Raw genomic sequence first — 19180 nt, 5'->3', positions numbered from 1 at the left:
CACTCTGGAGGCGACCATGACCCCGCAAGCACTTGCTCAACGTGAATTTGATAACCGACTACCGCCTCCAGTTAGCGAGACGCCTCGGGAGACTGCCCGGGCCGAGTGGCTGTACAACGCCGCCGAGGACTTGCTCCGTGGCTGTGGCGTGTCCTTCCAGCGCCGTATGCGTAAGCCTCAAGGTGTGACGGCTGATCAGTTCGCCCTGGCAGTCGACGAATTCGTTAACAAACGTCTCGCTGACTGCGAAATCGATACTTCGGCGCTGGGCTGGCTACTGATTTCCGCCGAGCGTGGGCAAACGGATAAGACCGCGACCGCTGAGTTGCTGGGCCGCTCCGATCACCCGCTGGGCAAGCTTGGCGAGATCGCTGAATCCCTGCTCGCACCGCTGGCCGACGACGCGCTCCAGGCTCAGGCCGAGGATTCGGAATTATGAGCGTCTCTGTGCACATCCTCATCGACCAAGACCTCGACGAACTGAATCACGCCGGATGCCCTGATAGGTACGAAACCTTGGTGCTGCACAACATCACCAAGTTCTACACGGACGGCGCTCTGACCCTCGAAGAGTTCGACCATTACTGCAAAAGGCTGGATGTCGCCATCGCGCATCGGCCAAGGAGTGCGGCATGACCATCATCGCGAGAACCCACGAATCCCTCATCCAAGCCTTGCAATCGCGAGGCTTTTTTCTGGTCGCTGATCTGCCTCAGCGCATCAAGGTTCAGACCCGGCGCGGCATGCTGGTTGTGAGACTGCCATGAAATTCCAACTCGGAACCCGCATCTACACCTTCCAGGAACTGATGAACCGCATCGACATGGAGTACTGGTCTGTCCATAAACACGGCCGTGAGCAGCACACCTTCGTTCCGGTCCAGTACAGGGGGAAATGAGATGAAACCACTCTTCTGGATTCTCGCCTGCGGCCTGACGGTCGTAATGCTCCAGTACATGCTGTTCCAAGAGAACGGCGAGCCTCGAAGCCTTCCTATTGTGGCGGTGGCGAAATGAGCGACCTTCTCAATATGGAGCTGATCAACTCACTGCCACAGCCTTTGTGGGGCAGCGAGAACGGCCAAGACTGGTGGTGGCCGATAGTGGATATCTGTGTCGAGACTGGGCTTTGCCGGATTGATGTATGCGGGAAGTTGCAGACGATGCATTTCACCGATTTTCTCATTATTCGCGATGACGCTCAGGTTATGCATGAGCCTGACAGCTTCTATCTGGAGGATGAGCCGTCATGACCAGCTACCAGCGCGCCAAACGCATTTACATGCTCCGAGGCTCAGCCATCGTCCTACTCGGCACCACCTTCGTCATGCTGTCCAGCGCCTACGTCGGTCAGCTCACTTCTTAAATCGAACTCATACGCCGCCTGCATGGCGGAAGGATCTCTCCATGTCCGCAGTAATGAAGCAGGCCGACAACTTACCCGCTCTTTCAGAGGCAGCGCTCGTCGAGGTTTTGAGCAGCAGCCTGTACCCGGGCGCCGCGCACAACTCGGTAGTGATGGTATTGGCCTACTGCCAGGCTGCGCACCTTGACCCAATGCTGAAGCCTGTTCACATCGTGCCAATTTGGAACAAAGACACGAAAAAGATGCAGGACACAGTGATGCCGGGGATTGGCCTATACCGCATTCAGGCGGCGCGCACCGGGCAATACGCCGGCATCAGCGACCCAGAATTCGGACCATCGATCACCGCAAAGCTTTCGGGTGTCGATGTGACCTACCCCGAATGGTGTCGGGTGACCGTTAAGCGCCAGATGTCCAACGGGCTTGTCGCCGAGTTCACCGCCAATGAGCGCTGGCTCGAAAACTATGCGACCGCCAGCAAGGACAGCGCGGCACCGAACGCTATGTGGAAGCGCCGCGCCTTTGCTCAGCTCGCCAAGTGCGCCGAGGCCCAGGCCTTGCGAAAGGCGTTCCCTGAAGTCGGGTCAGCCCCGACGGCGGACGAGATGGAAGGCAAGGCATTTGAGGAAGCGGCGCGCGACGTAACGCCAGTCCAGCAGGCGCCGGCAGAACCCGAAGCGCTGCCGGCTTACCCGGATGACCTGCTCAAAGAAAACCTCGTCAAGTGGCAGCCGCTGATTGACGCCAACCGCACCAGCCCCGAACACCTGATCGCGACAATCAGCAGCAAGTACACGCTGACCGATGCGCAGAAAGAGCAGATCACCAACCTCAAGGCTCTCGAAGGAGACGCAGCATGAAAATTCATAACGTGGCTCAAGGGAGCGCCGAGTGGCACGCCTTGCGCGCTAAGCACTTCACCGCCTCCGAAGCTCCAGCAATGATGGGCGCCTCTAAGTACCAGACCCGCACCGAACTGCTCGCGATGAAGAAGACCGGCATCGTCGCCGACGTCACGCCGTCGCAGCAGTACATCTTCGACAAAGGCCACGCGACCGAGGCAGCGGCCCGCCCGCTGGTTGAAGTGCAGATCGGCGAAGAGCTGTATCCGGTTGTTGGCACGCTGGGCAACCTGCTGGCCTCCATGGACGGCATGACGATGCTCGGCGAAACGCTGTTCGAACATAAGCTGTTCAACGAATCACTGGTCGCCCAGGTGAAGGCTGAAGACCTCGCGCCCCACTACTACTGGCAGCTCGAACAGCAACTGCTGGTGAGCGGCGCCGAGCGCGTGATCTTCGTTTGTTCCGACGGCACCGCCGAGAACTTCGTCAGCATGGAATATCGCCCGGTCCCGGGCCGCGCCGAGCAGCTGGTCGAAGGCTGGAAACAGTTCGAAGCTGATCTGGCGAACTTCGAAATGGCCGATGCTCCTTCGATTGTCGTCGGCAAGGCGCCTGATGAGCTTCCAGCGCTGCGCATCGAGCTGACCGGCATGGTTACCGCCAGCAACCTGAAAGTGTTCGAGCAATCGGCGCTGGCAGTCATCGACTCGGTGAAAACCGAACTGACCACCGACCAAGACTTCGCCGATGCCAAGAAGGCAGTCAAGTGGTGCGGAGATGTCGAGGAAGCGGTCGCTGCGGCCAAGAAGCAGGCTCTGTCGCAAACCGCAACCATCGACGAACTGTTCTCGTCGCTGGATCGCGTCTCGGCGCACGCCCGCGAAACTCGCCTGAAAGTAGACAAGCTGGTGAAGGCGCAAGAACTGCTGGTCAAGTCGAACATCAAGCAGAAGGCCGAGCAGGCGCTGGCTGATCACATCGTGGCAATCAACAAGACGCTTGGCAAGGTGACGCTTCCGGCGATCGCTTCTGACTTCCTCGGCGCCATGAAGAACAAGCGCACCATCGCCAGCTTGCAGGATGCCGTCGACACTGAGCTGGCCCGGGCGAAGATCGACGCCAGCCAGGCAGCCGACTGCATTCGCATGAACCTGTCCAGCCTCGCCGAACTTGCCGCTGATCACACCTTCCTGTTCAGCGACATTCAGCAGCTGGTTACCAAGGCCAACGACGATCTGGTGACGCTGATCAAGTTCCGGATCTCGGAGCATGAGAAGGCCGAGGAAGTGAAGGCCGAAGCGCAGCGCGAGCAGATCCGCAAGGAGGAACTGCAAAAGATCGAGGACGCCAAGGCCAAGCAGGTCGAGCCGGTAGCTGTAAATCCGGCGCCGGTTAGAGCTGAGCAGCCCGCGCAGCGCGTTACCGCTGTAGCGCCATCAGCCAAGGTTCAGCCTCGGCCGACGAAGACCGAAGCGCGGGTAACAGACCTCGATGCGCTGGTGAAGGCTGTGGCGGCTGGCCAGGTGCCTATCAGCGTGCTGACCGTCAACTGGCAGGGCCTCGACGATCTCGTTGATACCCTTGGTTCTGAATTCAACGTGCCGGGGGTAACCCTGGAGCAGGTGGCAGCATGAACTACATCAGCAACGATCTGAACATGGTCAAGGCACTCGACCCTGACCGCCATGCACTGGCCCTGAAGATGGAGGCCTTTTTGAGCAAGGGAGGGACTATTGAGGTCATCGGCATTTGTCGAAGCCTCTTCAGTCCGATCCCGTTCAATAGCGAGGTCTTCTCGGGGTCGCCCAATGTCGCGCAACCAAAGCGCGACTTGTCGGCGAAGATCAAAAAGTCAGCCAAGGGTGAAGCTGAAGAGGCTGCGATCGCAGAGAAGCTGAAGGCCTACCACGACAAGGGGGTTGTTGCGGCGGCGAAGGATCTGCACATCAGCACCCGGCGAGCCAACCACATCGCGGCGCAGTACGGCATCAAGTTCGCCTGCCGGGTATCGCTCGCAGCACGTCAGGAAGATCTGGCGCTGGTCCCGCAGATCCGAGCTTTGATTATTGAGGGCCTAACACAGGACCAAATGTGCGCCAGGCTGCATATCGGTCGCACAACGCTGAAGCGGGTTGCTGGGCAGAACGGGCTGAAGTTCCGCAGTCAGGCCGACCATTCAAAAGACCTTGTGCTGGTCGAGCGCATCAAGGCTATCCGGGATATCGGCTGCACCCGGGCGGCCTGCGCGAGACAACTCGATATCAACCCGAAGGTGCTGCTGCGCCTGATCGCCGAGCATGAGATCGACTTTCCTGTCAGAACACCGGGGGTCGCATGAGCAAGGTTCGCAAGCCTCACAGCCTCAAGAATCGCATCGAACGGTCATGCCGGGCGCTGCTCAGTGCCAACCACGTCGCCGTCGTGAACATAGATCCCAGCGGCCGACAGGGGATGATCAACTACAAGTCGTTCAAGAACATCGCACCGGGCAAGATCGGACAGGCTGTGTGCGGAATCGCTCACCGATGGACCATTTACCTGAGCGTCATGTGCATTGACGCCCGCGGCGAGCGCTACACCAAGTCGGTCGAAGTGGCACCGGATGGCGTTTACCTCTCCGACCATCTCGCAGACGTGATCGAGCATTGCTACATGGAGCTACGCGCGTCGGCGAACCAGAGCCAGATGGTGGCTTCTGGCTGGCTCGCCATACCCGAATCCGTCTCGCTCGACGAGGCTCACGCAGCCAGGATCTTCGAAGCGGTCGGCGCCTGGAATCAGCAGAAGGTGGCGGCATGAAGCGCATCAGTAACCAGGTGCGCCAGCGCCGTCGACTGACATGGCTGGATCTGCCAGCCCACGGAATTGAAGAGGTGGAACATGGCCAAAACCCCTGCACAGCGCCAGCAGGAGAAGCGGGACCGGGACAAGCAGTCAGAAACCGAACGCCTTGCCCGCCTACTCTCACGCCGCATATCGCTGGACCTGTATCACAACGATGACACCCGCCTGAAAAGCCTCATGTCACGACTCGACATCACGGAAGAGCAAGACGTCGTATCGCGGCTGATCTGGGCAGCGGATCGAATGTCTGACGAATCACTGAAAGAGCACATTTGTACTCTTCCCTGATTTGCGTCACGCCTGCCTGTCACGAAACCTTAAATCTGTCGCATCCGGTCACGGAGGGCGGCGCCTGCAATGGAGAAAGCCATGTCCGCCTACGTGGATTTTTTACGAAAGAAGATACGCCTCGCGGACTTCGCCGGCTTCGATATCGATGAAAGCGAAATTAACCCGATACTCAAGCCTCATCAGAAGGCGATCGTTAAGTGGGCGGTGCGCGGCGGGTGTCGGGCGGTGTTCGCGGCGTTTGGCCTAGGCAAGTCGGTCATGCAGATCGAGATATTGCGACTGATACAGAAGTACGCAGGCGGCCCGGTACTGGTTTGCGTTCCCTTGGGCGTGCGCCAAGAGTTCCGCCGTGACGGCGCAATGCTCAACGTGGCCTTCAAATTCATCCGCACGGCTGCCGAAATGGATGATAGCCATGTGTTTTACCTAACTAACTACGAATCGATACGGGATGGGAAGCTCGACCCGAACCTGTTCACAGCCGCGAGCCTGGATGAGGCTAGCGTGCTGCGCAGTTACGGCTCAAAGACCTACCAGACCTTTCTGACCCTGTTTGAGAAAGTCCGGTACCGGTTTGTCGCGACAGCTACGCCAAGCCCAAATCGCTACAAGGAGCTGATCCACTACGCAGGCTTCCTGGGCATCATGGACACCGGCCAGGCGTTGACCCGGTTCTTCCAGCGCGATAGCACGAAAGCCAACAACCTGACTCTCTACCCACACAATGAGCGCGAGTTCTGGCTATGGCTGAATAGTTGGGCGGCCTTTCTGCAGCGCCCTTCCGACCTTGGGTTCAGTGATGAAGGCTACGACCTGCCGCCGCTCGAGGTGAAGTTTCACGAGGTGCAGGCCGACCATGCGGCGGCCGGTACCGAGAAGGACGGCCAGGGCCTGCTGTTCAAAAACGTCTCCCTGGGCGTTCAGCAAGCCAGCGGCGAGAAACGGGATAGCCTGGACCAGCGTATCGCAAAGATGGCCGAGATTCTGCGCGGCGACCCCGACAACAGTTACATCCTCTGGCATGACCTTGAGTACGAGCGCCGCGCGATTCAGCAAGCGGTACCCAGCGCCGTAAGCGTTTACGGATCGCAGGATCTGGATGAGCGCGAACAGGCGATCATCGACTTTAGCGACGGCAAGTTTCAGTACTTGAGCGCGAAGCCGGTTATCGCTGGCAGCGGCTGCAACTTCCAGCGGCACTGCCACAAGGCTGTGTTCGTAGGCATCGGCTTCAAGTTCAACGACTTCATTCAGGCGATCCACAGGATTCAACGCTTCCTGCAGGTACATCCGGTTGAGATTCACATCATCCACTCCGAGGCTGAGCGCGAAGTACTCCGCACGCTGATGGACAAGTGGCGCCAGCACAACGAAATGGTGAACAACATGACCGCAATCATCCGCGAACACGGCCTGAACAGCCTTTCCATGCAAGACATCCTGGCCCGCACAATCGGCGTAGAGCGGTTAGAGGTATCCGGCGAAAAGTTCCGTGCAGCCAACAACGACTGCGTGCTTGAAGCGCAGGCCATGGCAGAGAATTCAGTGGATTTGGTTGTAACCAGCATCCCTTTCGCCAACCACTACGAGTACACGCCCAGCTACAACGACTTCGGGCACACCGAAGGCAACGAGCACTTCTGGAAGCAGATGGACTTCCTGACACCTGAGCTTCTTCGGATCCTCCAGCCTGGCCGAATGTATTGCTGCCACGTGAAGGACCGCATCCAGTTCGGCAACGTCACCGGCGCCGGCGCGCCGACCGTATCCCCATTTCACATGGAGGCGACATTCCACGCCCTGAAACACGGATTCGATTACATGGGCATGATCACGGTTATCACTGACGTGGTGCGGGAGAACAACCAGACCTACCGCCTGGGCTGGTCGGAGCAGTGCAAGGACGGCTCGAAAATGGGTGTCGGGTCGCCCGAATACGTACTGCTTTTCCGCAAGCCACAGACTGATCGTTCCAAGGGCTATGCAGATGTGAAGGTCACCAAGAGCAAGGATGACTACACAAGAGCGCGCTGGCAGGTCGACGCGCACGCTTTCTGGCGCTCGAGCGGGAACCGCCATCTCACAGCTGATGACCTCGCCGGGATGGGCCCTGACAAGCTTGCCAAAGCATTTACGGAATACAGCCTAGCCAACGTCTACGACTACGAGTTCCATGTTCGCATCGGTGAAGAGCTTGAAGCTCGCGGCGCCCTTCCGTCCACCTTTATGAGCCTTGCGCCAGGCAGCCATCACGCCGAGGTGTGGCATGACGTGAACCGCATGATCACCCTGAACGGCAACCAGACGCAGCGCGGCCTGCAAAACCACGTGTGCCCGCTGCAGTTCGACATCGTTGACCGACTGATCGAGCGGTATAGCAATCCTGGCGACTTGGTGCACGATCCATTCGGCGGCCTGATGACCGTCCCGTATCGGGCGCTAAAGGCTGGTCGCCGAGGTAGCGCGAGCGAATTGAACACCGCTTACTTCTTCGATGGCATTCAGTACCTGCAGGCCGCCGAGAAAGAAATCGCCATGCCAGATCTGTTCGCCGCTCTCGACTCTCTACCTACCGCCTAACCCCTTCCCACTTAATTCACCCGCCACCGGGAGGCCCTATGTCATCCAAAGGAAAGCTCAAGGCTGGCTATTTGGAGCTTGGATTTTTCTGTGATCAGTGCCGGAAGCCACGAAGTACCGGCAATCACAAAGAGTGTTCAAAGGCCCGCCAGCGGGAACACGCTCAACCTTCCAAAGCCAGCTCCGCGCTATGAGGGATCAATCATGCTGACGAATTTCATAACCGGCTGGGCCTTGCTGTCGATCCTCACCGCTGCGCTTTGGTGCTGCATTTTTCATAACGGACTATCGGAGGATTTGTGATGAGTGAAGTAATGCGCTGGAAACTAAAAGGTTTTCTTCCAGGTGTAGAAGGCATGTGCAAAGCCGTGATGCGTCCTGAAGTTGTGATGGCCTCTGACTTTGACGCCGCCCAATCCGAGCTGGCTGCCTTGCGGGAAGAGCTGGCCAAGTACAAAGGCGGTTGCGTTGATCTGAGCAGTCAAGTGCGCGAACTCGAACATAAGATGGATTACTGGAAGGGCGAAGGTAAGCGCGCAGACGAAGCACAACAGCGCCTGACAGCCGCCGAGCAGCGGAATTCCGAACTGATCAAGGCGATCGTAGATACTCGCGAGGCTCTTGGCCGTGAATACTGGGATCAATACGCGGGCCTTGATGAAACTCGCGACATCCTCGATGCCGCCCTCAAACCCACCGAATCGGGAGCAAGCGAATGAGCGAGCGCCAAGCATTCATGGCTGCCATCAAGCGTATGTGGCTGAACCTCGGTCGTCCAGAAGCCAGCTGGGACGCGGTACATGACTGGGACTATTACTTTCGCCAAGGTGTTCGCGCAGATGATGCGCACATTGCCTTTCAAGACGCCATAAATTGTGAGTGAAAAGCCATGACCAAAGATAAAACCGTAACCATGTCGCGCGAGCTGGCGGAAAGTCTGCTGACTGAGGCGACCAATCAAAACTGGTCTGACCTGAATCAAGTGCTTAATGCGCCGACAGCCTGCCGCGAGTGTATGGGGACTGGCGGTATTGGTCGGCTGGAAACCTGCGAATACTGCAAAGGAACTGGCAAGATCGCCGCCCCAGTCGTCGAGCGCCAATACAAGCAATACACAACGCAGCCGGCGGAGAGCCTTGCCGGTATGGCGGCGCGGCAACTCAAGGACGAGGGACGCTGGATCGAAATTCGCGATGCAAACGCCTTGGAATTTCCCGACATGGCGCCTCACGATTACTACCCTGTCGGCTCAGTTATCCGAATCCCTTGCACCTCGCCGCCCGCGCCGGTAGCGGTAGTATTCCCTTCAAATAAGGAAGTCTCATTGCTTGTGTGGAGTGAGGTTTTGAAAGCAGAAACTATCCCTGGCGTTAGTTGTTTCAATGCTGCTGAGTTTGCGGTTGAAGCAGTTATCAGCCTGATAAAGGAGTTGAACCCGTGAGTAATAACTGGGGTGAAAAAGCGCCTAAATCGGCCACAGTTGCGGAAATGGAAAATCTTCTTCGTAACGGCGGACTGACTTCTGATTACAACGGGGTGTGTCAAGCGCTATACGACGACGGCTACCGAAAACAAGCGGTAGACAGAGACCGTGAGGCAGACCGTCTGCGCTTCCCAGAACCCACCTTCAACAAATGGCTAGACGAACCAGCCACCGATGCAGGCCACACCGTTTGGGACCAGATCCCTGACGTATGCTGCGCTTGGCATGGCTGGGAAAACCGTCAGTATTACGCCGATGCTTTGATTGAGCGCAGGCCGCCAAGTGGAGACGGCTGGGTAAATTTCGGAATTGATGGGCGAACGGTGCGCGTATCGCAGGAGGCATACTCGATCTTTCTGGAGCGTGAAGCGGTGTCTGGAGAAAGGATCGCCTACCTTAAGCGACGAAATTCTGAGCTTCTGAAGGCCGTAGAGCAATCCATCAAATGGTTCGAAACCATGTCCAGTGGTGATGGCTCAGGGCATGCCGATCTTGCGGTCGGCATTCGACGAATCGCCTGCCTCGACAAGGTCAAGGAGCTGAATCAATGATAATCCCAGTCTCCGCCCTCGTCTGGTTCTACTTCGGCTACATCCGCTGATCTATCCAGTTGTAAACCCCTAATTCACAACTCAACTCTGCCGCATGTAGCGGGCGAGGAATTCGCATGACCAAAAATCAGCTCCCGGCGCTGGCAGCAGCTGTTGCGCGCGCAATCGAGGCAGGCAAGGTAGCGGCTGAAGCTGCGCCAGATGATGGTGGCTCAGCCAACCTTGACCGTGTTTATGTCCGTGTCGGGCTCCTCCGTGAATCCACCATAGACAAAGCGGGCATTACGGGGTGGATGCAGAGCGCCACCACCTATCACTCTCGCGCGTTTCATCTCAGCACCCCGTTTGGCGGCCAAGGCAATCGTCGCTATGCCGGTGTGCAAGCCATGTACAAATCCTTGAAGGCCGAAGGAGTCGACTGCGGCGTCTGGTACCAAGTGGATTAATCACCCCCCCCTGCTTGCCGCCCCGCGCGGCCGGAGCATCCCCATGTCTCGCATTGAAGAACGTGAAGGCCGTGTCTACGCGGCCGAAATGCTTGCATCTGTCGTTTACCTGCCGCGCTGCATGTTCGATGAGCGCGGCCCGGTGGAGACGATGGTGTGCAATCTGGAAGAGGCGGCAAAAGTCCATCCGGCGGATTACGCCAAGGGCATGATGAAAGTGATCAGCGAGGTGCGCCATGCAGTATGACGTCCATGAGCAAAACCCTATAGGCGGCCCGGGCAAGCTGCTCGACACCATCGACCGCGTACCGGACATCCGCAAGACCGACTCCTTCGTCGAGTTCGACGGCGAGATGCACAAGGTCCTGACCGGTATCCGCAATTTCATCATCGTCACCCAAGAGCGCTGGGCTCGGGTGTCGGCTGCTACTTGGAGGAAGGTATGAGCGAGCAGATGCGCGAAGAGTTTTCCGCCTGGTATCTGGCGGAGGTAACTCAATCGTACGGCGAGAGCGTCAGGACTCAGGCAGAGAAGAATCTGGCTTGGGTGCGTCAGGATGGCAGCTTTGCAGACCCGATGCTCAGACTGGCCTGCTTGGCGTGGCAAGCATCCCGCGAACAGCAAAACCTTCACCCGCTCCAGCAAACCCTGCGCGACAACGGCGAGCTGATCGCAGCCCAAGCCACAGTCGCCCAGCAAGCCCAGATGATCGAGCACCTGCGCGGCGGCTCGATCGCCTGCTACACCACCAGCGATATCGCCAATGCTGACGCCGACGGCTTCAAGAACGGGCGGAAGTCGGTGGGCCTTTTACTGAGCAAAGGCTTCAACACCCTGAACCAAGTTGGCGGCAAATACAGCATCACTCTGGCGTTTCAGAATGCCGATGACGCCTACGCGGCCTACACCGAAATCGCGACAGTCGTTCGCCTGGCAGGTGAGGCATGAGCGACTACAGCGAACTGAAGAAACAGGCTGAGGCGGCAAGGGATAATTGCCCGATCTGGTACGCAGGAGATTGCTTTTCGTTGCGCCACATGGATCTTGGCGACATTTCCTTTGTTGCTGAGGCAAATCCTCGCCTGATTCTGGAGCTGCTCGCAGATGCCGCGCGCTACCAGCACCTGAAGGCAACTTGGGACGATGGCCTGCTGCTGGAGCGCCTGGACAGCAACGTGCTGCCTCAAGACTGGGATGCCGAGATCGACAGAGCTATGAGCAAGGAGGGTTGAGATGGTTAGAGAAATCTCATGCCTAACTCCTCTTAGCAGAGCGGTTGGGCAGGTTGTTCTTGGATGTCCTATCTGCGGAATAAGCTTCAGCCGGCCATATGCATGGGCAAAGCGTGCAGACGTCAATTGCTGTAGTCGCGCATGCGCAGCAAAAGCCCGCGAAGTTAGAGTCGAAACTCACTGCGTTTCATGCGGTAAGAGCATGGAAATGACGCCGTCGCTTTCTGCGCGGGTGGTCACATGCAGCAAGTCCTGTTCTCGAGTAAGAAGAACCCTAGGTAAAGGGTTACCGACCAGAAAAACAGGGTCATCAGCGTATTTGGCAGAAGTTAAGCGGGTTGCAGAAATAAGCGAATGCGCCTCATGCCAACGGAAGTATGGGCCATGGGTGGTGCGCGGTCTTGAATTCCAATATGAGAAGGGTGAAGCCACAAAGATTAACGACGGTAAGCTCTGGTGCCAAGAGTGCCATATGACAGACATATCGCCACTAGGCGTCGAGAAAAGAAAAATGGGCATTTTGGCAAGCATTGAAGCCACGAAGATCTGCGAGGAAAAAGCATGACCAACCCAATACAGAAGACGCTTGATTGCTTCATTGCCGCCGCGACTGCGGCTGTTCAAGACCAACTGGCCAAGCTTGAAGCAGAGAACGAGGCTCTACGCGAGCAAAATACCAATGGACTGGCTGTTCTGCGCGCTCAGCGTGAGCAGCTGGATTGCTATATCAAGGATGCTGAGCGGTATCGCTGGCTGCGGGATAAGTCGCTCAACCATCGCGGATCATATTCGCCAATACCAGTTCAGCAAAATCCTGACGGATCAATAGCGATGCCGCTTATGCCTGTGACTGAGTGGTGTCTTGACGAGGATATCGACGCCGCCATGAGCGAGGAGGTGAAATCATGATGGAACCAGAAATCATCCATATCCCCGAACTAGCCAAACTGCTTGGCCGGTCAGAATCATCGATACGCAGCGCGCGCCAGGCCGGCGCGTATTGGCTGCCGCCGTTCTTCAAGCAGGGCAGCCGGATCTGCTGGAGAGTCAGCACGGTGCGCAAGTTCTTGCAGGAATGCGAGGAAGGACGGCACGCACCGGCTCGCGCTGGCCGCAAACGCCAGACACCGCCGACGCTTGCCCGTGTCGGCTAACCGAGCTTGTCGGCCAACGTGTCCGGGCACAGGTGGGTGTATCTCTTGAGCATCCCCATCGTCTTGTGTCCGGTCACGGAGGCTACCTCCATGATCGAAAGCCCTTTCTCAAACAGCCGCGATGTACCCTCGTGTCGAAGGTCATGGAAGTGGAGGTCTTGCACCTTTGCTGCCCGGCAAGCGCGCAGGAAATACTGGCTGACAGAATGCGCAGCCAAGGAGAACACTTGGCCGTCGATGCGTGCCGGCAGGGAATCAAGCAGCGCGCGCGCCCTGATCGACAGCGGCACCAGCCGGCGACTACCGTTCTTGGTGTCCTCCAGGAGAGCATGTTTGCCCTTGATGTCTGCACGGCGCAGAGTTAGCAGCTCGCCACGGCGCATTGCGGTCTCGACGGCAATCTCAATGATCACCGGCATTTCCGCATGGATTTCGGCGGCTGCCTTGATCACGGCTTTCAATTCGGCGGCGCTCGGCCGGCGGTCACGCTCTCGACTGCCCTTGGGCATCCTCAGCTTTGCGACCGGGTTGCTCAGCCCCTCAATCCCCCAGTCTTTGATCGCCACGGTGTACAAGTGGCTGATCAATGCCAGCGATAACCGAATGGTATTGGTCGACGCACCGGCAGCCAGGCGCGCATCGCGGTATTCAGCCAGGTCGGATGACCGCAGTTCGGCAAGCGACTTGCTGCCATACTTTCCCTCGGACCACGTCTTTATTCGAGTAAGCTCCTGGCGAGCCCCCTTCTTCTGCGCAGATACTTCCCGCGCATAGCGCTCAAAAGCTTTCGCAACTGTGGTGGCTTCGGCCTCACGGGTATCGACGAATCGCTTGCGCGACATATCACCCTCGATTTCAGAAGCCCACCGCTGCGCCTCCGCCTTCGTGTCGAACGAAGCCGAAAGTGCTGGGTATCCCTTTTTGCGGATCTTGGTCCGCCATGTCCCATTGGGACGCTGTTCGATAGTCGCCATGCTGCGGATTTTGCCGTTCGTCCCTTGGACATGCAAACAGTCTCGGTGTCCCAGGATTGTCCCAATTGTCCCGTCGAACAAAATCCGCAGGCATAAAAAAAGCCCCGCAAGCTCAATGGCTGCGGGGCTTTCAATAGTGGAGGCCGAGGTCGGAATCGAACCGGCGTAGGCGGATTTGCAATCCGCTGCATAACCATTTTGCTACTCGGCCTCAAAACATTTGTTGTGAGTAGCACAACAACAAACGCGTAAAACTCTTATGAGATACTACATCTTGAATTCTGCGCTATCTCATTGAAAACATTGAGCTTTTTCAGCGATCAGTGCTTTCGATGGCGTGAATTATGTACTCATTTCTTGAGGCTGGCAACCCCTTGATTTCAAAAAAAATTCTGGGGCCTGGTTTCATTACTCATTGAGGTCAGGTCCCTTTCGCCACGGGTGCGCTCGCCTCCGATGGTTCAAGGCAAGGCCGGGAAATGGCAGCTTTTAGAAAAGGCCAGCGGGATCGCTTTTTTCGATCACTCGAGTGGAACATGGCGCGAGCCGGCAAGTGAGCGGCACCAGATCCCTTCGCCCAGCAGCGTTGGAAACGGCGCCCCTCCCCCCCCAATGGCCTGTTAATGACTCAAATCAATGACCATGCGGCCTTTGATTTTGCCCTGCTGCATTTCGTCGAAAATCTCATTGATATCTTCGATCGGACGCAACGTTACCTTCGGCACCACCTTGCCTTGCGCGGCAAACTCGAAGGCTTCGGCGAGGTCTTGTCGAGTGCCGACCAGTGAGCCAACCACCTCGATCCCGTCAAGCACCAACCGCGGAATATCGAGGCTCATGGCTTCAGGCGGAAGCCCGACTGCGACCAGGCGTCCACCGGCACGCAGGGCATCCACCGCAGAGTTGAACGCGACCTTGGCGACGGCCGTCACGACAGCGGCGTGAGCGCCACCGACCTTCTCCTGAATGACTTTTGCGGCATCCTCGTTACGTGAGTTGATGACCAGATCGGCGCCCATTTCCCTGGCGAATTGCAGTTGATCGTCGTTGATGTCCACGGCAATAACTCTGGCGTTGAACACATTTTTTGCATACTGCAACGCCAGATTCCCCAAACCGCCCAGCCCGTAGATCGCGATCCATTGCCCAGGGCGAATGTTGGAAACCTTCACAGCTTTATAAGTCGTCACTCCGGCACAGGTCACGCTGCTCGCTGCGGCAGAATCAAGCCCATCAGGCACTTTCACGGAGTAATCGGCGACCACAATGCACTCTTCGGCCATGGCGCCATCCACGGTGTAACCGGAGTTTTTTACCTCGCGGCAGAGTGTCTCGTTTCCGCTGTTGCAGTATTCACAATGCCCGCACCCTTGGAAGAACCACGCGACGCTGGCTCGATCACCGGGTTTCAGCGAAGTGACGCCCGGCCCCACCTCTTGCACGATACCGATGCCTTCATGACCCAGGATCACCCCGGTCTTATCGCCGAAATCGCCGTTCTTGACATGCAGGTCAGTGTGGCAGACGCCGCAGCACTGCATTTTGAGGCGCGCCTCACCATGCTTCAGAGGCCGTAATGTTTTTTCGATCACATTCACGCGATGCCCTTGGGCAACAACTGCAGCTTTCATACTTATCTCCTTGTATCCGTGAGTGAGCTTGCGTTTCAGCAGGTCCAACAAGTGCGAAAACAGTACGGCACAACCCATCAAGCGGTCCGAGGTCTGGCGCAATGCCCGCAACCCGGCTTCAGGGTCGGGATTCAATGGATGCCATTGCTGCGCTGCCTGGTCGCCGGCGCTACCGATCTTATGGCACAAGTCGCTGAAAAGGGGGATGCCTATTGGCCAGGCAACTGGCGCAAGTACACATGTTCTGTGCCTTTCTTTGACGGAGGTCAACTGGCGACGCTGATCGACAGGGCGCCGCCCCTTTCAGTGACAGTCGCCGCGGCCCTTGAAGCCAGGCGATTTCCCAGGTGTGGCGCGGTCATGTCGACGTGACCTTTCGTGCCATGCTTGAAACCTGTTACGGGTGTATCTTCGTCAGTTCCGGCACATGTGCTGCGAAATCGAAATCGAGGAGACCTGACATGGTGAACGTCATCGGGATCGATCACTTGGCCATTCGCGTCAGTGATCTGGAACGCTCAAGGGCATTCTACGATCAGGTACTCGGTTTCCTGGGATTCACCATCGAATGGGAGTTCGACCGGGTTATCGGCTGGACCAACGGCGAAACCATGTTCTGGATCACGGAAGCCGATGCCCAGGGTCGCAAACATAAGCACCGGACCGGCGATGTCGGCTATCACCACTATGCGTTCGAGCTGGGCGCGCGTGAGGACGTCGATGCGCTCTACGCGTTCCTGCTGGATCAGGGGGTTACGATTGTCGACGCACCCACTGATTATCCGGATTATGGCGAGGGCTACTATGCGGTCTATTTCCTCGACCCCGATGGCCTGAAGCTTGAGGTGATGTTTTTCCTGGAAAAACAAAAGCGTCGCCTGCTCGGCAAATCGCGGAACTGACGCGCGGCGAAACCAGCGACTGCCCCTGGCGGCATCCCTCTGAGTCCCACTGCCGAAATTGCGACAGCTTGCACAGCCAATACTCTCGGCCAGATGGATGCCCTCACCCTCCGAGCCAGTACCTGGAGATTGCCCCCACGCCGCGGCAAACTGCGTCAACTTGTCCCATGCCTGCCCTGTGGATGAGCGCAACTTCCGGTCCCGGAGCGCGAAAAAATCAGGCAAGATAGCGCCCCATTGAACGTTGCCCGTTGCAATCGAATACCGTCCCACCGCTGGACTCGTCGATGTTCCCACTCAAGCGCATGACCCCCTGGATCGCCTGCCTGGCTCTGCTGCTGAACATGCTGGCCATGCCCATGAGCCGTGCGATGCAAACGCCAGATCTGCAGTTGATGCTCTGGGGAGGCTTTTGCTCGGGCGGCAGCTCCCAGGCGCTACCGGCTTCAATCGATAAACGACTGGTCGCGCTACCAACGCCCCCGAACAAAAGCGTCATGCAACATGGCGATTGTTGCTGTGGGCATGCAGGCCTCGCGGCTGTGCCCGGCGATTACTATCGCCATTATTTACCGCGCTACAGCGCCGATATCGCCTTCGATAACCCGCCCCTGCCCACCCTGCATCCCCGGGTGCGCTGGCCCAGCCTGACACCTCGCGCCTCCCCCTCCGCCTGATTACCAACCCTTTGCCCGCCGTCACCTGTTCGGCGTGGTTTCTATTGCCTGGGCGTTGTGCACACCAATGCGCTCCCCGGGAAAGCTCTTGGTCATCAGGAAGTCTGAGTTATGCCTGCTTTTACGACTTTGCTTCGCGCAAAGGCTGTGCCCGTGTCTCCTTTCAAATGCTCGCTGCTGACGTGCGGTCTGTTCGCCTTGGCACCGTTGCCTTGCGCCCTCGCAGAAACCCCCAAGGTCGAAGACTCGACCCTGACCCTGGGCACCGTGACGGTCCAGGGCAACACCGGCAGCAGCGGCCCTCTGAGCACCAGCAGCGTGCTCAGCTCGGTGGATATCCTTGGCGCCGACATTCTGGAAAAGATGCCGGTCAACTACAGCTGGGAACTGTTCAGTCGCGCCCCCGGAGTGATGCTCACCGAGTTCAACCAGGGCACCACTTCCGGAAAGATTTCCTTTCGCGGGTTCAACGGTGAAGGCGAGGTCAACGCGGTGAAGCTGCTGATCGATGGCATCCCGAGCAACAGTAACGACGGCAACATGCCGTACATGGACATGATTTTCCCCATGGAACTGGACAGCATCGAGGTGGTGCGCGGCACCAGCGATGCGCGCTATGGCCTGAACAACATCGCCGGCAACGTCAATATGCTGACCCGCACTGGCGGCGACTACACCAAGGCACGAGTTCGCTACGGCAGTTACAACACCCAGGAAACTCAACTGGCCAAGGGCATCGAAGGCAGCAACTGGACGCAGAACTACTTCTTCGCCTACCAGAAGTCCGACGGTTATCGCGATCACGCCGAGGCGGACAGGTATTCGATGTCCGGCAAATGGTTCTACACCCCGGACGACAATAGTTACCGCATCGGCCTGATCGCCCGTCACTACGAAACCGAGGCGCAGGAACCCGGTTACTTGAGTGAAGAGGATGCTCACCAACACCCGACCATGACCAACACTTACAACGCCACCGACAAAGGCACGCGGCGGATGAACCAGGTCAGCGTGCACTTCGACACCGAACTGGCCGACACACTGGCCTGGTCGGCAAAAACCTACGTCAACACCTTCGACGACCGGCGCTGGACGCAATACTGGAGCACCAGCGCCCAGCAAGAGCGCGACACCTACGAAACCCAATACGGCGCCCTCACCTCCCTGACCTGGCGTCCTGAGGTCAACTGGCTGCATGACTTCGCCCTGGAAGGCGGCGCGGACATGCAGCAGCAACAGAACAAGAGCGAGCGCTACCGCACCAGGGACCGTGCGCGCCTGGCACAAACCCGTGATCAGCAATTCGACTTCGACACCTACGGCGCCTACGTACAGGCCGAGATCAAGCCGTTCGATTCGCTGAAGATCGTCCCGGCGTATCGCGTCGACAAGATCCAGGGTGATTTCACCAACGAAATGACCGGCATGGACTACGACATCAATGACTACGGGTTGATCAAACAACCCAAGCTCAGCGTGGTGTATTCGCCGTGGGACGTAGCCAGCGTCTATGCCAACTGGGGCCGCACCTTCCAGGTGGGCACAGGCGCGGCGGCCTACAAGATTCCACCGCGCAATACCGACCTGGCCCCGTCCATCAACGATGGCTGGGAAACCGGCATCAAGTTCACCCCGGCGGACTGGATCGACGGCCGCGTGGCCTATTGGCAACAGGAGGCCAGTGGCGAAGTCAGTCGTCGGCTCAACGACCCCAGTGGCGAATCGGATAACGTGGGCGAAACCCGGCGCTGGGGCTATGACGCGCAGATGAACCTGCACCCGAACGAGCGCACCGACATCTGGATGGCCTACTCCTGGCAGTATTCGAAAATCCTCCAGCCGAGCTCGACCTTGCCCAACAGCAAAGGCCAGGAAATCGACCACATCCCTCATCACCTGTACAACGCCGGCGTCAGCTACCAGGCCACGCCTGCCCTGCAATTGACGGCCTGGATGAATGGCCAGACCAACTACTACCTGGAGCGCGAGAACACCAAGGGGACCTACGGCGGCTATGTCTTGATGAACCTCGGCGCCACCTACCAAGTGACCCGGTCCGTCAGTGTCGATCTGCAATTGAAAAACCTGACCAACCGCTACTATGAATACGTCTGGTATGACCCCGACGGTGCCAAGGCCTCGCTGCACTCGCCGGGTGACGGGCGAGCGCTGTATACCGGGGTGACCCTGGATTTCTAAATTGA

General features: G+C 57.9%; 27 protein-coding genes and 1 tRNA gene. 25 read left to right on the top strand and 3 right to left on the bottom strand.

Translation table 11 applies throughout. From position 1 onward, the window contains the following. Positions 1 to 16 precede the first annotated feature (16 nt). The 22 genes from JQF37_RS01785 to JQF37_RS01690 all read left to right on the top strand — a co-directional run bounded on the left by JQF37_RS01785 (position 17) and on the right by JQF37_RS01690 (position 12792). Complete coding sequence (locus JQF37_RS01785) at positions 17 to 439, top strand: hypothetical protein (RefSeq protein ID WP_204149460.1); 423 nt, start codon at positions 17 to 19, stop codon at positions 437 to 439. Then, complete coding sequence (locus JQF37_RS01780; RefSeq protein ID WP_204149459.1) at positions 436 to 636, top strand: hypothetical protein; 201 nt, start codon at positions 436 to 438, stop codon at positions 634 to 636. The genes JQF37_RS01785 and JQF37_RS01780 overlap by 4 nt, the downstream gene beginning before the upstream one ends. After that, positions 633 to 767: a hypothetical protein gene (locus JQF37_RS31675; RefSeq protein ID WP_275424133.1), complete on the top strand. Its 135-nt coding sequence runs from the start codon at positions 633 to 635 to the stop codon at positions 765 to 767. Before JQF37_RS01780 ends, JQF37_RS31675 begins: the two co-directional genes overlap by 4 nt. After that, positions 764 to 898, top strand: a complete 135-nt coding sequence (locus JQF37_RS31670) for a hypothetical protein (protein WP_275424132.1) — start codon at positions 764 to 766, stop codon at positions 896 to 898. Before JQF37_RS31675 ends, JQF37_RS31670 begins: the two co-directional genes overlap by 4 nt. A gap of 114 nt (positions 899 to 1012) precedes the next feature. Then, positions 1013 to 1252 carry a hypothetical protein gene (locus tag JQF37_RS01775; protein WP_204149458.1) on the top strand — a complete coding sequence of 80 codons (240 nt, stop codon included), beginning with the start codon at positions 1013 to 1015 and terminating at the stop codon, positions 1250 to 1252. A 166-nt stretch (positions 1253 to 1418) separates the two neighbouring features. Next, positions 1419 to 2225, top strand: coding sequence for a phage recombination protein Bet (gene bet, locus JQF37_RS01770; protein ID WP_204149520.1), 807 nt, complete (start codon positions 1419 to 1421; stop codon positions 2223 to 2225). Beyond that, positions 2222 to 3844: a YqaJ viral recombinase family protein gene (locus JQF37_RS01765; protein WP_204149457.1), complete on the top strand. Its 1623-nt coding sequence runs from the start codon at positions 2222 to 2224 to the stop codon at positions 3842 to 3844. Before bet ends, JQF37_RS01765 begins: the two co-directional genes overlap by 4 nt. Further along, positions 3841 to 4548 (top strand): hypothetical protein, encoded by a 708-nt coding sequence (locus JQF37_RS01760; protein WP_204149456.1) that lies wholly within the window; start codon positions 3841 to 3843, stop codon positions 4546 to 4548. Before JQF37_RS01765 ends, JQF37_RS01760 begins: the two co-directional genes overlap by 4 nt. Beyond that, on the top strand, positions 4545 to 5009 hold the full coding sequence (locus tag JQF37_RS01755) for a hypothetical protein (protein ID WP_204149455.1): 465 nt from the start codon (positions 4545 to 4547) through the stop codon (positions 5007 to 5009). The genes JQF37_RS01760 and JQF37_RS01755 overlap by 4 nt, the downstream gene beginning before the upstream one ends. An 81-nt stretch (positions 5010 to 5090) precedes the next feature. Beyond that, complete coding sequence (locus JQF37_RS01750; protein WP_204149454.1) at positions 5091 to 5342, top strand: hypothetical protein; 252 nt, start codon at positions 5091 to 5093, stop codon at positions 5340 to 5342. Between the two features lie 81 nt (positions 5343 to 5423). Further along, entirely contained in the window at positions 5424 to 7925 is a 2502-nt protein-coding gene (locus JQF37_RS01745) for a DNA methyltransferase (RefSeq protein WP_239142493.1), read from the top strand. Between the two features lie 302 nt (positions 7926 to 8227). Continuing rightward, a complete protein-coding gene (locus JQF37_RS01740) occupies positions 8228 to 8644 on the top strand; it encodes a hypothetical protein (RefSeq protein ID WP_204149452.1) in 417 nt (138 codons plus the stop codon). After that, positions 8641 to 8808 carry a hypothetical protein gene (locus JQF37_RS01735; RefSeq protein ID WP_204149451.1) on the top strand — a complete coding sequence of 56 codons (168 nt, stop codon included), beginning with the start codon at positions 8641 to 8643 and terminating at the stop codon, positions 8806 to 8808. Before JQF37_RS01740 ends, JQF37_RS01735 begins: the two co-directional genes overlap by 4 nt. A 6-nt stretch (positions 8809 to 8814) precedes the next feature. After that, on the top strand, positions 8815 to 9366 hold the full coding sequence (locus JQF37_RS01730; protein WP_204149450.1) for a hypothetical protein: 552 nt from the start codon (positions 8815 to 8817) through the stop codon (positions 9364 to 9366). Next, complete coding sequence (locus JQF37_RS01725) at positions 9363 to 9959, top strand: hypothetical protein (RefSeq protein WP_204149449.1); 597 nt, start codon at positions 9363 to 9365, stop codon at positions 9957 to 9959. The genes JQF37_RS01730 and JQF37_RS01725 overlap by 4 nt, the downstream gene beginning before the upstream one ends. 116 nt (positions 9960 to 10075) lie before the next feature. Continuing rightward, complete coding sequence (locus JQF37_RS01720; protein WP_204149448.1) at positions 10076 to 10405, top strand: hypothetical protein; 330 nt, start codon at positions 10076 to 10078, stop codon at positions 10403 to 10405. Between the two features lie 43 nt (positions 10406 to 10448). Further along, the gene (locus JQF37_RS01715) at positions 10449 to 10652 is read left to right on the top strand and encodes a hypothetical protein (RefSeq protein ID WP_204149447.1); all 204 of its coding nucleotides are present in this window, start codon (positions 10449 to 10451) and stop codon (positions 10650 to 10652) included. Beyond that, complete coding sequence (locus JQF37_RS01710; protein ID WP_204149446.1) at positions 10642 to 10851, top strand: hypothetical protein; 210 nt, start codon at positions 10642 to 10644, stop codon at positions 10849 to 10851. The genes JQF37_RS01715 and JQF37_RS01710 overlap by 11 nt, the downstream gene beginning before the upstream one ends. Positions 10852 to 10859: 8 nt before the next feature. Beyond that, positions 10860 to 11354, top strand: a complete 495-nt coding sequence (locus JQF37_RS01705) for a hypothetical protein (RefSeq protein WP_204149445.1) — start codon at positions 10860 to 10862, stop codon at positions 11352 to 11354. Further along, positions 11351 to 11638, top strand: a complete 288-nt coding sequence (locus tag JQF37_RS01700; RefSeq protein ID WP_204149444.1) for a hypothetical protein — start codon at positions 11351 to 11353, stop codon at positions 11636 to 11638. Before JQF37_RS01705 ends, JQF37_RS01700 begins: the two co-directional genes overlap by 4 nt. Positions 11639 to 12199: 561 nt before the next feature. Further along, positions 12200 to 12547, top strand: coding sequence for a hypothetical protein (locus JQF37_RS01695; protein WP_204149443.1), 348 nt, complete (start codon positions 12200 to 12202; stop codon positions 12545 to 12547). Next, positions 12547 to 12792 carry a hypothetical protein gene (locus JQF37_RS01690; RefSeq protein ID WP_204149519.1) on the top strand — a complete coding sequence of 82 codons (246 nt, stop codon included), beginning with the start codon at positions 12547 to 12549 and terminating at the stop codon, positions 12790 to 12792. Before JQF37_RS01695 ends, JQF37_RS01690 begins: the two co-directional genes overlap by 1 nt. On the opposite strand, the gene JQF37_RS01685 is transcribed toward JQF37_RS01690, so the two are convergent. The 3 genes from JQF37_RS01685 to adhP all read right to left on the bottom strand — a co-directional run bounded on the left by JQF37_RS01685 (position 12789) and on the right by adhP (position 15397). Further along, entirely contained in the window at positions 12789 to 13766 is a 978-nt protein-coding gene (locus JQF37_RS01685) for a site-specific integrase (protein WP_204149442.1), read from the bottom strand. The two genes, JQF37_RS01690 and JQF37_RS01685, sit on opposite strands and share 4 nt — an antisense overlap. A gap of 137 nt (positions 13767 to 13903) precedes the next feature. Continuing rightward, positions 13904 to 13977 (bottom strand) — tRNA-Cys (locus JQF37_RS01680). A 409-nt stretch (positions 13978 to 14386) separates the two neighbouring features. Next, positions 14387 to 15397, bottom strand: coding sequence for an alcohol dehydrogenase AdhP (adhP, locus tag JQF37_RS01675; RefSeq protein WP_130211630.1), 1011 nt, complete (start codon positions 15395 to 15397; stop codon positions 14387 to 14389). A gap of 461 nt (positions 15398 to 15858) precedes the next feature. Between adhP and JQF37_RS01670 the strand changes: the two genes are divergently transcribed. The 3 genes from JQF37_RS01670 to JQF37_RS01660 all read left to right on the top strand — a co-directional run bounded on the left by JQF37_RS01670 (position 15859) and on the right by JQF37_RS01660 (position 19175). After that, the gene (locus JQF37_RS01670) at positions 15859 to 16299 is read left to right on the top strand and encodes a VOC family protein (RefSeq protein WP_130211628.1); all 441 of its coding nucleotides are present in this window, start codon (positions 15859 to 15861) and stop codon (positions 16297 to 16299) included. 287 nt (positions 16300 to 16586) lie between these two features. After that, the gene (locus tag JQF37_RS01665; protein WP_198132010.1) at positions 16587 to 16976 is read left to right on the top strand and encodes a DUF2946 family protein; all 390 of its coding nucleotides are present in this window, start codon (positions 16587 to 16589) and stop codon (positions 16974 to 16976) included. A 111-nt stretch (positions 16977 to 17087) separates the two neighbouring features. Next, entirely contained in the window at positions 17088 to 19175 is a 2088-nt protein-coding gene (locus JQF37_RS01660; RefSeq protein ID WP_130211415.1) for a TonB-dependent receptor, read from the top strand. Positions 19176 to 19180: the final 5 nt, after the last annotated feature.

This window comes from Pseudomonas sp. MIL9 (genome assembly GCF_016887925.1).
Classification (GTDB): Bacteria; Pseudomonadota; Gammaproteobacteria; order Pseudomonadales; family Pseudomonadaceae; genus Aquipseudomonas; species Aquipseudomonas mohnii.
This window is presented reverse-complemented; position numbering and strand designations above follow the sequence as displayed.

Coding starts and splice junctions, on each gene's coding strand:
- JQF37_RS01785 (WP_204149460.1), top strand. CDS start 17: ATGACCCCGCAAGCACTTGCTCAACGTGAATTTGATAACCGACTACCG.
- JQF37_RS01780 (WP_204149459.1), top strand. CDS start 436: ATGAGCGTCTCTGTGCACATCCTCATCGACCAAGACCTCGACGAACTG.
- JQF37_RS31675 (WP_275424133.1), top strand. CDS start 633: ATGACCATCATCGCGAGAACCCACGAATCCCTCATCCAAGCCTTGCAA.
- JQF37_RS31670 (WP_275424132.1), top strand. CDS start 764: ATGAAATTCCAACTCGGAACCCGCATCTACACCTTCCAGGAACTGATG.
- JQF37_RS01775 (WP_204149458.1), top strand. CDS start 1,013: ATGAGCGACCTTCTCAATATGGAGCTGATCAACTCACTGCCACAGCCT.
- bet (WP_204149520.1), top strand. CDS start 1,419: ATGAAGCAGGCCGACAACTTACCCGCTCTTTCAGAGGCAGCGCTCGTC.
- JQF37_RS01765 (WP_204149457.1), top strand. CDS start 2,222: ATGAAAATTCATAACGTGGCTCAAGGGAGCGCCGAGTGGCACGCCTTG.
- JQF37_RS01760 (WP_204149456.1), top strand. CDS start 3,841: ATGAACTACATCAGCAACGATCTGAACATGGTCAAGGCACTCGACCCT.
- JQF37_RS01755 (WP_204149455.1), top strand. CDS start 4,545: ATGAGCAAGGTTCGCAAGCCTCACAGCCTCAAGAATCGCATCGAACGG.
- JQF37_RS01750 (WP_204149454.1), top strand. CDS start 5,091: ATGGCCAAAACCCCTGCACAGCGCCAGCAGGAGAAGCGGGACCGGGAC.
- JQF37_RS01745 (WP_239142493.1), top strand. CDS start 5,424: ATGTCCGCCTACGTGGATTTTTTACGAAAGAAGATACGCCTCGCGGAC.
- JQF37_RS01740 (WP_204149452.1), top strand. CDS start 8,228: ATGAGTGAAGTAATGCGCTGGAAACTAAAAGGTTTTCTTCCAGGTGTA.
- JQF37_RS01735 (WP_204149451.1), top strand. CDS start 8,641: ATGAGCGAGCGCCAAGCATTCATGGCTGCCATCAAGCGTATGTGGCTG.
- JQF37_RS01730 (WP_204149450.1), top strand. CDS start 8,815: ATGACCAAAGATAAAACCGTAACCATGTCGCGCGAGCTGGCGGAAAGT.
- JQF37_RS01720 (WP_204149448.1), top strand. CDS start 10,076: ATGACCAAAAATCAGCTCCCGGCGCTGGCAGCAGCTGTTGCGCGCGCA.
- JQF37_RS01715 (WP_204149447.1), top strand. CDS start 10,449: ATGTCTCGCATTGAAGAACGTGAAGGCCGTGTCTACGCGGCCGAAATG.
- JQF37_RS01710 (WP_204149446.1), top strand. CDS start 10,642: ATGCAGTATGACGTCCATGAGCAAAACCCTATAGGCGGCCCGGGCAAG.
- JQF37_RS01705 (WP_204149445.1), top strand. CDS start 10,860: ATGCGCGAAGAGTTTTCCGCCTGGTATCTGGCGGAGGTAACTCAATCG.
- JQF37_RS01700 (WP_204149444.1), top strand. CDS start 11,351: ATGAGCGACTACAGCGAACTGAAGAAACAGGCTGAGGCGGCAAGGGAT.
- JQF37_RS01695 (WP_204149443.1), top strand. CDS start 12,200: ATGACCAACCCAATACAGAAGACGCTTGATTGCTTCATTGCCGCCGCG.
- JQF37_RS01690 (WP_204149519.1), top strand. CDS start 12,547: ATGGAACCAGAAATCATCCATATCCCCGAACTAGCCAAACTGCTTGGC.
- JQF37_RS01685 (WP_204149442.1), bottom strand. CDS start 13,766: ATGGCGACTATCGAACAGCGTCCCAATGGGACATGGCGGACCAAGATC.
- adhP (WP_130211630.1), bottom strand. CDS start 15,397: ATGAAAGCTGCAGTTGTTGCCCAAGGGCATCGCGTGAATGTGATCGAA.
- JQF37_RS01670 (WP_130211628.1), top strand. CDS start 15,859: ATGGTGAACGTCATCGGGATCGATCACTTGGCCATTCGCGTCAGTGAT.
- JQF37_RS01665 (WP_198132010.1), top strand. CDS start 16,587: ATGTTCCCACTCAAGCGCATGACCCCCTGGATCGCCTGCCTGGCTCTG.
- JQF37_RS01660 (WP_130211415.1), top strand. CDS start 17,088: ATGCCTGCTTTTACGACTTTGCTTCGCGCAAAGGCTGTGCCCGTGTCT.